Source organism: Microbulbifer maximicatervae (SeqCode), assembly GCF_052468295.1.
Map to the genome: position 1 here is coordinate 1,210,226 of NZ_CP174340.1, position 12,974 is coordinate 1,223,199.

At 46.8% G+C, this 12,974-nt stretch carries 15 protein-coding genes; 5 read left to right on the top strand and 10 right to left on the bottom strand.

Features of this window, described 5'->3' with window-relative positions:
* Positions 1-38: 38 nt before the first annotated feature.
* From ACJJIQ_RS05755 to ACJJIQ_RS05775, 5 genes are all read right to left on the bottom strand, one after another.
* Positions 39-413, bottom strand: a complete 375-nt coding sequence (locus ACJJIQ_RS05755) for a SirB2 family protein (protein WP_444913360.1) — start codon at positions 411-413, stop codon at positions 39-41.
* 255 nt (positions 414-668) lie between these two features.
* Entirely contained in the window at positions 669-1,541 is an 873-nt protein-coding gene (locus tag ACJJIQ_RS05760) for a M91 family zinc metallopeptidase (protein WP_445363983.1), read from the bottom strand.
* A 514-nt stretch (positions 1,542-2,055) separates the two neighbouring features.
* Entirely contained in the window at positions 2,056-2,889 is an 834-nt protein-coding gene (locus ACJJIQ_RS05765) for an ankyrin repeat domain-containing protein (protein ID WP_445363984.1), read from the bottom strand.
* A gap of 93 nt (positions 2,890-2,982) precedes the next feature.
* Positions 2,983-4,356: a PAAR domain-containing protein gene (locus tag ACJJIQ_RS05770; protein ID WP_445363985.1), complete on the bottom strand. Its 1,374-nt coding sequence runs from the start codon at positions 4,354-4,356 to the stop codon at positions 2,983-2,985.
* A gap of 155 nt (positions 4,357-4,511) precedes the next feature.
* A complete protein-coding gene (locus ACJJIQ_RS05775; RefSeq protein WP_445363986.1) occupies positions 4,512-4,730 on the bottom strand; it encodes a hypothetical protein in 219 nt (72 codons plus the stop codon).
* Positions 4,731-4,806: 76 nt separating this feature from the next.
* Here ACJJIQ_RS05775 and ACJJIQ_RS05780 point away from each other — a divergent pair, with 76 nt between their 5' ends.
* From ACJJIQ_RS05780 to ACJJIQ_RS05795, 4 genes are all read left to right on the top strand, one after another.
* Positions 4,807-5,421: a hypothetical protein gene (locus ACJJIQ_RS05780; protein ID WP_445363987.1), complete on the top strand. Its 615-nt coding sequence runs from the start codon at positions 4,807-4,809 to the stop codon at positions 5,419-5,421.
* A 180-nt stretch (positions 5,422-5,601) separates the two neighbouring features.
* Entirely contained in the window at positions 5,602-6,597 is a 996-nt protein-coding gene (locus ACJJIQ_RS05785; protein WP_445363988.1) for a zinc-dependent alcohol dehydrogenase family protein, read from the top strand.
* A gap of 259 nt (positions 6,598-6,856) precedes the next feature.
* Positions 6,857-7,813, top strand: a complete 957-nt coding sequence (locus ACJJIQ_RS05790; RefSeq protein ID WP_445363989.1) for an antibiotic biosynthesis monooxygenase — start codon at positions 6,857-6,859, stop codon at positions 7,811-7,813.
* Positions 7,814-7,951: 138 nt separating this feature from the next.
* The gene (locus tag ACJJIQ_RS05795) at positions 7,952-8,899 is read left to right on the top strand and encodes a DUF5996 family protein (RefSeq protein WP_444893541.1); all 948 of its coding nucleotides are present in this window, start codon (positions 7,952-7,954) and stop codon (positions 8,897-8,899) included.
* Positions 8,900-8,917: 18 nt separating this feature from the next.
* On the opposite strand, the gene ACJJIQ_RS05800 is transcribed toward ACJJIQ_RS05795, so the two are convergent.
* From ACJJIQ_RS05800 to ACJJIQ_RS05815, 4 genes are all read right to left on the bottom strand, one after another.
* On the bottom strand, positions 8,918-9,397 hold the full coding sequence (locus ACJJIQ_RS05800) for a low molecular weight protein-tyrosine-phosphatase (protein WP_444893542.1): 480 nt from the start codon (positions 9,395-9,397) through the stop codon (positions 8,918-8,920).
* Positions 9,398-9,438: 41 nt separating this feature from the next.
* Positions 9,439-10,167: a hypothetical protein gene (locus ACJJIQ_RS05805; RefSeq protein ID WP_445363990.1), complete on the bottom strand. Its 729-nt coding sequence runs from the start codon at positions 10,165-10,167 to the stop codon at positions 9,439-9,441.
* A 24-nt stretch (positions 10,168-10,191) separates the two neighbouring features.
* Complete coding sequence (locus tag ACJJIQ_RS05810; RefSeq protein ID WP_444917531.1) at positions 10,192-10,860, bottom strand: class I SAM-dependent methyltransferase; 669 nt, start codon at positions 10,858-10,860, stop codon at positions 10,192-10,194.
* Positions 10,861-11,072: 212 nt separating this feature from the next.
* Entirely contained in the window at positions 11,073-11,984 is a 912-nt protein-coding gene (locus ACJJIQ_RS05815) for a LysR family transcriptional regulator (RefSeq protein WP_444893545.1), read from the bottom strand.
* 106 nt (positions 11,985-12,090) lie between these two features.
* Between ACJJIQ_RS05815 and ACJJIQ_RS05820 the strand changes: the two genes are divergently transcribed.
* Positions 12,091-12,390 carry a GFA family protein gene (locus ACJJIQ_RS05820; RefSeq protein WP_445361609.1) on the top strand — a complete coding sequence of 100 codons (300 nt, stop codon included), beginning with the start codon at positions 12,091-12,093 and terminating at the stop codon, positions 12,388-12,390.
* Positions 12,391-12,457: 67 nt separating this feature from the next.
* Here the strand turns inward: ACJJIQ_RS05820 and ACJJIQ_RS05825 are convergent, their stop codons facing one another.
* A complete protein-coding gene (locus ACJJIQ_RS05825) occupies positions 12,458-12,901 on the bottom strand; it encodes a YtoQ family protein (protein ID WP_444893547.1) in 444 nt (147 codons plus the stop codon).
* Positions 12,902-12,974 lie beyond the last annotated feature (73 nt).

A 12,974-nucleotide genomic window follows, 5' to 3' on the forward strand; every position in this document is an offset into this window, starting at 1 on the left:
GTTTGAGGTTGATACCAAGAGTGCTCAATGCCATCCAGTTACAAGCTGGGCTTGTGCATCGCCAGATAGAAAATAGCGACTACTTGCAGGAAGGCAAGTACACAGGCAGTGATTCTAATTGGCTTGGAAAAGTTGGGGCGCAGAGCAAAGACGCCAGCAATAATGTAGCCAAATACCAGGGCTACTTTCGCACCTAGCCAGGGCGATGTGCCCGGGTTCCAGCTGCCGAGAATTACCAGTCCGGCAGCCGCAGCTAACAGCAAAGTGTCGTTGAGGTGTGGCACCCAGCGCAGAGGGCCATTTCGCCAGCCCGTGTTGTGGCTGAACTCCAATCCCACTCTGATGGTAAACAGCAGGATACTGAGCGCTGCGGCGGTCATGTGGACGTGTTTTATAAGGGCATAATCAATCATGGTTATGATCTGGCTGTATGTTGACCAAGGTGTTCTGTGTGCCTTCCAGACAAAGGGAAGGTGTGATTCTAGCCGCCAAAGCATAACGACATGCTGTGGTCGGATGCAATATGCAAAGCGGGGAAGGCAAGAAACTTACTGCTAGCGATATCTTATAAGTTAATACCGCTAGCAGTAGGTACAGATCATATCTGTCAGTTTGCTTTGGTGGGCCGGCCTCAGGTTTTGGTGCCGGTGAGGCGCATATGCACGAGATTAGTTCAGGTTTCTGATCTGGCCATACTTCATCCGCTGCGCTACGCCATGTTCAGCCCGAATCATATTTTCGTTAATGGCTAGCGGGTCAGTAGGTACATTACCATCATCGTCACTGAGCCCGACAGTGGCGATCTCCTCACGCAATTCCATGGAGCCACCTACCCAAATCCAGCCGCTAGCTCTGGTTGAGATCAGGTTGTTGCGGTTCGGGATAGTTATATTGTTATAAACAATATTTAGACCGCCATTGGCAATACGGGCCATGGTTAAGGGGGCATTTTGCTGGCGGAGCACTCTACCCATGGGTGCCTGGCGTTCATCCGCCAGGAAAGTGGAATTAGCACTGCCCGATAGGTATCGCCCACGATTACAGCGGTCAGCGTGAACCAATTCATGGGCCAGGGTGATATAGCTGGGGCAATTCCCCATTGCTACGGTGCCGTTGTTGGCCAGGTTGGCGGTTTGCAGGGCTGTATTGTTCCACATTACTACGCCGCTGGAGCCACTGCTCATCACTTTGGCCATAAAGCCTCTGTCCGGGCTTACTAGTGGGAGGTAGCTCTTAAAGCCGCTCCATACCTGATCCATCAGCCACTGGTCGGGACGAAATCCGAGAGCGTGGTGCTCAGTAATTCTGGTGTCGTGGCGGCTGGTAATTAGTCGGCGTAGCAGAGTGGTGCTGTTTGCCCTCAAGCCAGCTGCAGTCAAAATACCAACTCCCTCTGTAATTCGCAGCACATGTCGCCCCCCGGTTCGGTATCGCTCCTGTGTATAGGTAAGTGCGGTACCGACACCGCCGACAAGAGTATTCAGGGCAGCCCTTACTTGTGTGATAAACGTGATATTACTGGAGTCAATGCAGAGTCCCATTGTTATTCTCCTGTCCTGCTCGCAATACGAATTATCGTGGCTGAGAAAAGCTGTGACTTTTTGAAGTTTCTTAAATGGAAATTAATACGTACGCAGCATAAAGCTAAAGGTATTAATCGATATGATTTTGATAATAGTATTCTGTACTTGCCTAGAATTTCTGAACTGAAAAGTTCTCTTTGGTCAGGTTGTATATTTTGTAAGCGAGGCAGGATGAATTCCTGGAAAATTAAAATTTTTTTGTAATTTTTTTGAAATACATCTTGCAACTATCTAAATGATTATTTTAGGGGTGCCTCTGCGACTCTACTCCCAACTGGTACGTTTTGCTATATATTTTATTTTCCATGATGATTATTTTAATAAATTTAAATAATTGCTTGTTGAGCAGTGTAGGAGTGCACTATTTGGCAACTTATGTGCCTGTCTGCTCATTATCGTCATACAGCCTTTCCAGCTCCTCCTCACTGACTGCTCAGTTAATCTTATCTATTAGGCACACCATTTATAGCCATTAGTTTGGCTTACCTTCTTTAGCCCATTTAGCCCGCACCTCTTTGGGGGGTAATGGTGGAAACACCACCCCTTGATCAATAAGGTGTTGCTTGATTTTCATCACCCAAGGATATTGATGACTATCGGGCTTAATAATCCCTTTAGTCAATTTTTTATGAATATTCCAAGCCAAATCTGCTCCTCCTGTTGTAAATTCAAAAGGAGTAGCCCCTTTTTGTATAAAAAAATAACTCAGCTCATACTTCATAATATAGGCTGGATAAAGAGCACTATTGCGTCCACTGCGATCTTTTAAATTCACATCCGCGCCATGATCTAATAAGGCATGAATGTTACCCCAATTCGCTTCCCCTATGGCACCAAACAAGGCAGGCTGCCCATTCCTATCAATGGCATTGGCATCACCACCTGCGTTTAAAATCAGCTCAAGCCAAGCCAGATCTTTGCCTCCGGCCAGCATAGTCACTGCATTGTCACCATCAGAATCCTTAAAATTAGGATCGGCGCCTAAATCCAAGGCTAATGTTGCTGCAGGTTTATCGTTCGCAACCATGATAAGCCATAGCAAGGGGGTGATATCTTCTTTGCCGTGAACATTTAAATCGAGATCATGCTCAGTAAGCAGCATTTGCGCTTGTGCCTGCTTGCCTTGTTGTAGCGCGGCTAGCACCTCGACCATTTCAGGCTCAAAAAACACCTGAGCTTGCATTTTTTTATCGATTTTAGAAGACTGATCTTTTGAAAACATGGCCCCACCTTCTCCTTCGCACGCGGTAAATAAGCCGATAAAGAGTACTAGGCTTATCACCAACATTTTATTTATCAAGATCATAACTTGCATCCGCTTTATTAAATGCTTTTATATTCATTTTTAATAATGTGTCTTACATTGGTCACTCACTCACTCACTCACTCACTCACTCACTCACTCACTCACGTTAAGCGTGGCAATATCGGCTTCTTTTTGCGCTTCAATACCCGCTATCACTTGATCCATGCCATGGCGGGTCACTGGGCTGCCGCCGTCGATGCTCTCAAGAGGCGACATGGTGCCCGGCGCCTCGGGTAAGGCGCCACTGGCCAACACGGCCGCGCTTAGAACGCCTCCCACCGCCATGCTCACATTGCCAAACAAGCTGCTTGTGCCCCCGATGAGACCCGCCACAGCTACTTTACGGTTGCTCTGTATCAAGGTGAGCACCTCCCCATTAACGGATTGGGTTTGCATTAATTGCTCAATTTCGCTCATTTTAAGGCCGCCATTGCGCGCTACCGTTTTAGGATGCAAGCCTGCGGCATTAAAGGTATGGCCTTGATTGCCTGTCACTCCCACTCCGCTGGCGGCTAGGCCTCCTCCTAAAGAATGCCCAACATTAACAACATCATCTACTGAATCAGAAAATAGTTCAGCTAAATCCATGGCTTGATTATATTGTATTGACTCTCTCCCAATGCCTTGAGTACCATTGGTCATCCAATCTTGCTTTCCTGTCACGCCATTGTTGGTACCGCGAAAGGTGAGCATGGTTTCGTCATTGATCTCTGATTGAAACAAGGCGGCGTCAAAGCCAGTTTTTTTATCCATAAAAACGGCATCCTCTAACCCAGGAATATCTTTTCCATCGAGTAATTCCAGCCCAACTGGCTGCTCAGGCAATGGATACTTGTCAGGAGCCCGCCGATGCTCATCGACGCGGTAGACATATTGCGCCGCTTCAGCGCGCAAAATACTGTCATTATTCATGGCGAGACGCTCACTGGCCGCTTTAATATCAGCGTCACTATTATCACTGGCACTGGCCACTAAGGCCTTTCTTGATTCGTATCGCGCTTTTCGCAGCTCAACTGCTGAAACGACTTGCTTAGGCGCAAACACCTCAGCGGCAGACTCTGACCATTGGGCGAGCAGCGGCGCCAACATAGGCTCAAAATTCAGCATAGGCGCATGAGACGCCGCCGCCTCTTCTGCACATTGATGAGAGGGGGATTGATAAGGCGTATCACCAATCAGCACATCGGGGGAGCCTGCGGCAATCTTGCCGCCACAATTAATAGCATCGTCGACTCTCGCTGCAGGTTTACCATTAATACTGACATTGGCTGAACCCGCATTGACGCTGCGCATATGAATACCATGAGGCATATTAGGACAAGGGCACATGTGCAATAGCACCATATCCCCTTTACGGGCTGCGGGCATACCGTTAATGCTGACATCCCCACTTCCCGCCATAATCGGTGTTGCAGGCATACAGCCGTGACCGGCAGCCGTATCACCCAATCGCGCAGCTTTTGGCATGCAAATCCCTTATTCTTATTTTCGTTTTCCCTATCTGGATAAGGTAATCTTATAAAAAGTGCGTAAAAGTCAGCCTGTTTGACACCATTCAATACGCTCTATCCCATTGCACTTCAAACACGGCATGCAAAAACAGACACATATTTTCACGGCTGTTAACGTTGATCGGCAGGCTCTGGCTGCGCCTGCTGATTGGGCTCTTGTGGCGAAGCCACATTAGGCGCGCTCCCTTTACCCGGCGATCCGCCTTCATTGATTTTGACTTTCGTGCCGGAAATCGTCACCCCACCAGAGTCTATTTTTATAAAGCCCCCGGCGCCTTTAATGGTTAAGGCTGTTTTTCGGTACTGCGAATTGCTAAGTTTGACTTGCATTGTGTGATTTCTTGGTTCTGCTTGGGTCTCAAGGAATGTAGCTGTGACGCATTAAGGAAGGTATTTAGGGCGAGATGTGGGATTAACCGTTAAATTAGCGCTGGTGTTAGTTGATGTTGCGGTTTTGATTCTGGTATATGCAACTGTTTCCTATAAAAAATATAAATGGGTAGCGATTGAGTATCCTGTTGATGTTACAAAAAAGGGGAGAAGTGAATTTAACTTCCGATCGCAATTAAGTGTGCCCTACGAGCTGGAGTTGCAGACAGAAAGGGTGCTTGATTTTCGCGAGCAAAATTGTCGGTTGAGTATTCAATTTCTTGATAAGGAGAAGTATAAAGATCATTCTGAAACGCTGGCTATCGATTGGGCAATTTTAGAGGAGGGGGGCGAGGTTGCAGTGGGTAGGAGCGGTGACAAGGCCTCAGGAGTTGGGGGGGGGACAACAATGGGAAAAACACTGCATGTATTCGAAACAATAAAGGGCAGGAATTATACCATTCTAGATTCTGTGATAGAGCCTGACCCTGCACTTGCTGTTGCGGACCCGGTGCTTAAGGCGGTAATTGATCGGGTAGAACACAAAAGTGCCGTTGTTTACTCCGGCCTGCTTAATTTAACTTCTTATCTGCTTATTGTTATCGCTGCTGCAATTTGCTTCATTGGATTTATCTTCAAGTGGCTGACTTGAAATTGCTAGCTTGAACCACACATAAGTAGATCCAAATGGCGGTTTGTAAATGGGTTTGATTTATCAGGAGGAATCTAAATGGCCCGACTGTTAATAAGCGTCAAACTCTAGTGTTCATGGTACATTTTGTACAGAGTGAAGGTCGTTGTTCATAATCAATCGAAAAAAGGATACGGCGATATGTTAAAGGCGGAATATCAAGAGCGCGGACCAGTGCCGCAGGATGTTATTGAGGCGGTGTCCTTTGATACCCCTGAACTTCAAGAGGGGCAGGTGTTGCTGGAGATGCTGGCAGCACCAATTAACCCTTCAGATGTTCTGACCCTGACGGGCGATTATGGGATGTTGCCTCCTCTTCCTGCGGTTGGAGGCAATGAAGGTGTTGCTAAGGTCGTCAAACATGGACCTAATGTTACCGCGCCAGCCATTGGCCAGGTCGTTCTCCTGCCGGTAGGAAGCGGCACCTGGGCTACACATATGGTGGCCAATGCCCAGGGGCTGATTCCGCTCCCGAATAATGTAGACCCTCTACAGCTTTCCATGATAACGATTAATCCGCCAACAGCTTACTTGCTGTTGAGCGAATTTGTAGATCTCAAGGAGGGGGATTGGGTTCTTCAGAATGCCGCAAATTCCGGTGTGGGGTCTTATCTGACAACCCTGGCCAAGTTGCGGGGCCTGAAAGTGATCAATGTCGTCCGCCGTGAGTCTTTGATTGAGCCGATGAAGGCCGCAGGCGCTGATGTGGTTCTCGTGGATGGTGAGCACCTGGGTAAGCGAGTGGCTGAGGCTACTGGTGGTGCTGAGATCAAGCTAGGCATTGATGCTGTTGGTGGAATGGCAACTGCTCGCATGGGCGAAGCTCTGTCAAATGGCGCAACCTTAGTGAATTATGGCGCACTTAGCGGGGAACCCTGCGTTATCGCACCGGGGATGATCATCTTTAAAGATATCACCGTGCGCGGGTTCTGGTTGGCCAAATGGTTCGGCTCGGCATCCCCAGAGCGGCAACAGGAAGTTTTTGGCACTATCACAAAGCTTGTAGCGGAAGGTAAGTTATCTGCACCAGTTCATGGCACATACCCTCTGTCTGAAATTAAAGAAGCGGTACGAATAGCTGCGGCAGGTGGACGTGACGGCAAAGTACTGGTTGTTAGTGAAAGCCTGACTGGCTGATTGCTTGCGCATTTATTTTTCTAGCGGAAGTGTCACCCAAATAGGCGACACTTCCGCAGACCGCTCCGTCATTCGTACGGAGCGTTACTTCCCAAATGCTACCCTTGATGTCAACCCTGACATTTCGCCTAAGTTTGTTTTTTGCGATAGTTTTTAGTAAAAGCATTCATTCGCAAAAATGAACACAAATACATTCTGCTTGCATAATACTTTGATCTCTAGTTCATCCGCCTGATTTTATGGAGGCTGCTGCCAGATAATGGAAGAGGGTTCCAGTGCTTGTCTCGTATTGTCTCAGGAGGTGCCAAAGTACCTGGGGGATGAGTATCGATCATGGCATCAGAAGCTGGTGGATGTTGCGCTAGATTGTGATGGGCTGCTCGAGGTGAATTTGTTAGAGCCCGTTTCTAATATCCAAAATGAGTGGGTGCAAATATTTCAATTTGATACGGTTGCTCACCTTGAAACGTTTCTTGGAAATAATTTACTTAAAGATCTAATTGCTTTTTTAGAGAAGAAATTCTCGGTTGAAGTAGTATCTCAAGTTATCGCTGGTGCAGATCAACTAACAGTGCCCGTAACGATTGTGATATCCAAAAAAGTGAAGCCTGAATTTTTTCGTGAATATATGCAGTGGCAGAAAGAAATTGATAAAGTACTTAAAAAATATCCAGGCTTCTTGGGTGCTGGTCTAACTAAGCCAATAAAGGGGGTTCAAGAGGAGTGGGTTGCAATATTTCGATTTGACTCCAATAAGCATTTAGATAACTGGCTTAATTCTGATGAACATAAGCGATTGGTAAAACGTGGTGAAGGTTTTTTTGAAGATGTAAAAATAAAGCGGATAGGGCATGGCTTTGAGGATTGGTTTTCTCGGGCTCGTGGCCGAGCTCAAGACACCGCGCCCTCGCAGTGGAAAATGGCCATGCTCATTTTATTGATGTTATATCCGATAGTTATGGTTATTACGATGTGGTTGCTACCTTTGGTAGAGAGTTGGCCCTTTGCGACGACTAACTTCTTTATCAACTTATTAATTGTTGCATCGCTTACTTGGGTGGCGATGCCGCTGATCACTAGAGCTTTTAATATTTGGTTGTCTGACAAGTCAGGAAAGCTAACAAAAATCAACACTATCGGAACCCTTATCATTATTGTTCTCTATGGGGTCTCGATAATGCTTGTTGCTTGGCTGTCGAGCCTGAATTTAAAGTAGTCTTTCATGATGATCAAAAGAGAGCTGTTTATCTGTTTTTAGTTTTTTGCGGACGGGGTATTTTTAGTAGTCTAAGCTTGGCGGTTAACAGAAGGCACTAGGTATCGAGCGAGTCAAAAGATAGATGGAGCACGTATAGTGAGCAACTTAAAGAATCGGTCTGAGAGTAAAGACTGGCCAGAGTTACCCTACGCTGAGTCGGTAAATACGATTGCCACCCTGCATATGTGGATGCAAGTTATTGGCAAGATTCGCCTGGTACAAACCCCTTGGATCAATCACTCCTGGCATGTTCCTTTATATATTACCGCTAGAGGGCTGGAGACATCCCTTATCCCTTATGGAGGACGGTCGTTTTCTATTGGCTTTGATTTCTATCATCACGTACTGAAGCTGTTGACCACTGAGGGGGGAGAATGGGTATTACCCTTGGAGTCCCGCACAGTCTCTGATTTCTACTGGGAAGTAATGGCTGCACTTAAGCAGCTAGGTATACCGGTTGAGATTAACACCATGCCATCCGAAGTGGCGGACGCGATACCCTTTGAGAGGGATCAGGATAACTACGAGTATGATCCCGAATATGCTAAACAGCTGTGGCAGGCGTTGGTGCAAATTCATCGAGTTTTCACTGAGTTTCGCAGTCGTTTTATTGGCAAGTGCAGTCCAATTCATTTTTTTTGGGGAAGTTTTGATTTAGCACTTACCCGTTTTTCTGGCAGGGAGGCGCCTCCGCACCCTGGAGGCGTTCCACACTTTCCCGATTGGGTGGCCAGGGAAGCCTACTCCCATGAAGTTAGCAGTGCCGGTTTTTGGCCTGGTGGCGGTGGTGTAGATGGTGCTTGCTTCTATTCATATACTTACCCAGAGCCCCAAGGATTTCCCGAAGCAAGGGTCGCGCCCGCCTCGGCTTACTATTCCAAAGATTTGGGGGAGTTCTTACTGCCCTATGATGCGGTGAGAGCTTCACGCTCCCCTGATGAGGCACTGTTTGACTTTTTGCAGAGTACTTATGAAGCTGCAGCCGATAAAGGAATGTGGGATAGGTCTGCCTTGGAGGAAAGTTTCCCCCCACAAGCCCGGTAGAATTTGTGGGGTCTTTACTTATTTTCTGCTTTTAAGCTGCTCGATAAATGCATCAGATGCTTGTTCTATAAGCTGGAGAATATGTTGAAACCCTTCAATACCACCATAGTAAGGATCGGGTACTTCAGCGAAATCACTATCTTGCAGCACTGATAAAAATAACCCTAGTTGGGCGTCTGATGAGTCAGGCTGCAAGGATTGCAATGCTTCCAGGTTATCTTTGTCCATCGCAAAGATATGATCGTATTTTGTAAAGTCGGTAGTGGCTACCTGGCGAGCGTAGCTATTTTCAAATGAATAGCCATTTTCTTCACCAATAGCCAAAGTTCGGGGATCTGGTCGCTTACCCGCGTGGTAGCTGATAATGCCCGCGGAGTCGACAGAAACAGGAATACCCGCCTGCTGTGCCTTGGTGCGGAAAACAGCTTCCGCTAAGGGGGAGCGACAAATATTACCGAGGCAGACAAATAATATCGAGAGATCTGAATTGGCTGTCAAAATAGCTCCAAGATATTTCGGGTACATTAAAGAGGCGCATTTTAATCAAAATATCGAATGTTTACACTTTGGCTATCAGGGGCAATAGAAAGTACAGCTTTAGTCTCAATATTAAATGGCTGGTGTTTACTTGAAAGGTAGTTGGGATTAAGCTGCTTTTTAATAAAAGAGGTCGTATTTTCTGTCGTCCAGTAAACTTGGTCTGGCCCCCACTTTTCAGGCTTTAGCTCGTATAGTAAGTCCAAAGTATTTTCAGATAGCTTGTAAACCTGTAAGGCATTTTCATTAAAACCGGCATCCAGGTCTTGTTCGGCAACAAAAAGGTAGCCGCCTTGTGGAGACAGCAAAGGGTAGCCGGCAAGAGAATATTCATGGCCGTTTCTTAAGTCTAGCAAAATGTAGGAGTGTGCTTCCCAGAGCTGTTGATGAATCAGTAGCAGGTTATCAGTTATTTGCTCAATTGCAGAGTAGGCTATATGTTCTGCGGGATTATTAGCGGGAAGGATGTCTGTGTACGTCAGTAATTTCCCGCTATTCAGGGCTATAGTCAGGTGCCCTGGTTGCGTCCGCTGGATATGGTTGACCTGATCACTCAATCCACTTTCGATTGACCGTGCACAGTTTAGAGAATTGTGAATATCAATGCACTCAAATTTATCTTCAAACACACTGAAATGCAGGCCCAGGCAATAAGTGGGAGCTACTGCTAAAGCTATCAAGGTAAGGAATATCAGTGGACTATTCAGCCCCAACTTAAACGAGAACTTCATCCTCATAATTGCCCTATAGATACTCTAGCCAGTGATTTTGTACCGCGCACTGAATAGTGCTACACACCCGCGAACCTCTATTTTGTACTCCTTAAATCGACTGGCAAGGAATGTATTGAGGTCCTCTTCACAATCCTGGGTATTAGAAAATATCCCTTTCTTATTGTAGATAGCCATTAATTTCTTGGCAGCTCCACTTTTCGGTACGCCTTCGGACAGGATGGTGGAACCAAATACGGTGCCTGAATCCGATAGCAGGGTTGCGACATTATCCAGCGCAACCAGTTTTTCTGACAGCTTGCCGGGAAGGCAGTGAAATAGGTAATTTAAGGAGATTGAATCAAAAACTTCAGTCTCTAAAGTAATTTTATCCAGGACATTGCAGCGGAACTGTGTTGGATTATACCGAGCCACTCTTTGCGCTGAGATATCCAGGCTGTTTTGGTTCAGGTCCATCAGGGCGAGGCGGACTTTGTCGGAGGGGAAATGGCACTTGTCCATAAAGTAGCCCGTTCCAACACCTACATCCAAGTGGTTGGAAGATATATTTCGATTGAAGTGCTCTAGTATACCAGGAGTTGGGCACTTCCAAATAAAGCGGTTTGATATGCCCAGAACCCACATATCATAAAGCCAAAGTACGGGTTTGGAATAGACAGCTTGGCCTTGTTCGACCTCTTTAGTGATTGTCACTTCAAGCTCCAATGTATGACTGTTGTGCGGCTTTACCAATAAAGGAGAGGGGATGTATCTACAGTGTATTTCGAGAGTATTGTTTTCACTCTCTTCAGCCCCAGTAGCAAGCCGCTTATTATTGTTCTATGGTACCACCTAATGTGGTGCTAAACAGCTGAGTGTTTCACAGAGGATCTCTAATCGCTGCAGAGTTCTTTAGTGCCACATTCTCACTCATCAAACAGGCTAAAGTCATACTCCTGCAAGCGCTCTTGTGCAAAGTTCAAAAAAACGTCAATTTTCTTTGAATCTTTTCGCTTTACTTTATAGATAGCGCCTACAGTTTTATCTTTTCGCTCCAAGTCAGGGAGTACCTCTACCAGTCGCCCCTTTTTGATATCCCGTTGGCAAAAATAGGAGGGGAGCTTGGCAATGCCATTCCCGTTTAATGCGGCTGCTCGGGTATGGAAAGTTTTATTGGAGATTAAATTACCATTGAATTGGTAGAACTTCCCATCAATTGACCAGCCATCTTCCAGGCCGTCAAGGCGGGTTAGCATGATGTTGTGTTGGCTGAGCTCGGCAATGGATTTGGGGCAGCCGTGTTCTTCCAGATAGGTTGGCGCGGCAATAAAAATAGGGCGGATACTAAATAGGGGCTGGGCGTAAAACTGACAATCGGGCAGTGTTTCCCAGACGCGAAAAGCAATGTCGATATCGTCCTCGATTAAATCCAGGTGATAGGGGCTGAAGATAAGCTCCAAGCTGAAATCGGGGAATGCTTTCTGGAAATCATTGCAGATATGACTGAATACTTTTAGGCCGAGGGTTTCCGGAAAAGTGATTTTTAATTTTCCTCGGGTGAGCGTTGCCGCCTCTGCAATCTGGTCTTCCAGCTCGGTGAATGAGCTGATTATTTTTTGCCCTTTCTGGTAGGCAATCCTTCCGGCGTCTGTGACAGCGATTGCCCGAGTGGTGCGATTGAGTAATACCTGGCCAAGGGCCTGCTCAAGTTGGGCGAGAGTCTTGCTTACGGTGGGCGTAGACAGGCCCAAGTGCTTGGCAGCTTTGCTTAAGGAACCGTGATCAACAACACTGCAAAAAACGTTGATCAAGTGGTATTTGTCGTACTCTCTGCGCACAGACTGTTTCCTTAAAGCTAAAAGAGCTTTTCAATATATCCCCTTTGTTGAATTAAAGTAAATAGTAAACTGCTTCCCCATACTAATCGACCAGGGAGATAAGGCTATGAATCCGTTAACTTGTCATTGTGGAGCGATTCATTTCAACAAGCTTGTAGATGCCCTGTTTGTACCAGCGGGCCAAAGGGGGCACGGTGATACTGAAGTCGCTATCCATATCAGCGATCCTGAAAACTCACTGCGCAAATATCACTTTAAAGAGGGGGCTTTACGGGAGAAGGCATTCTGCAAGCACTGCGGTGCGGAAATCTATGCGATCAATCGTAGCGGCGAGCTAGTGCACAACCCGTTAGCAGAGGCAGCCTCTCGGCCGAACTATGCCGGTGTCCTTAATTACGGCTTTTAGCTGGCGGCACCTACTGATTGTGCAGTTTTGTCAGTAGATGCCTGCCGGCCTACGATCCAGAGGCTCTTTAGGCCTGGGTGGTTAAGTACTTCAGGATATCGACAACCTGTGCGGGTGTCTGTGCCCAGGCCTGGGCGGCACCGTCCACTTCCTTGAGTGCGTGCACCAAGGATTCATCGTGAAGTGTGATATAGGACTTGCCTAAGGCTGCACAAAAGCCGGCATCAAATGCGGCGTTCCATTGTTTGTATTTCTCGCCAAATCGAATCACCGCCAAATCACAGTTTTCAATCAGGTGCTTGATTCGGATTGCGTTAACTTTGGCAGATTTGTGATCCCGCCAGAAAGCGTTCTGCTCCTCACCCAGGCCATCACCAGCGGCATCGCTGGCATCGTGGTTGGTGACTGCGGAAGAGAAGGAGATATCCAGCCCTTCTTTTTGGCAACCTTCGATAATTTGCGCACGCCAATCGGAGTGGATTTCGCCGGAGAGGTAAACTTTAAGCTTCATTGAGTGGCCCTGTAGAACTGGAGACTAATATGCAATTTAGAGTCACATACTAGCACTTGGAAGCTTTGAAATC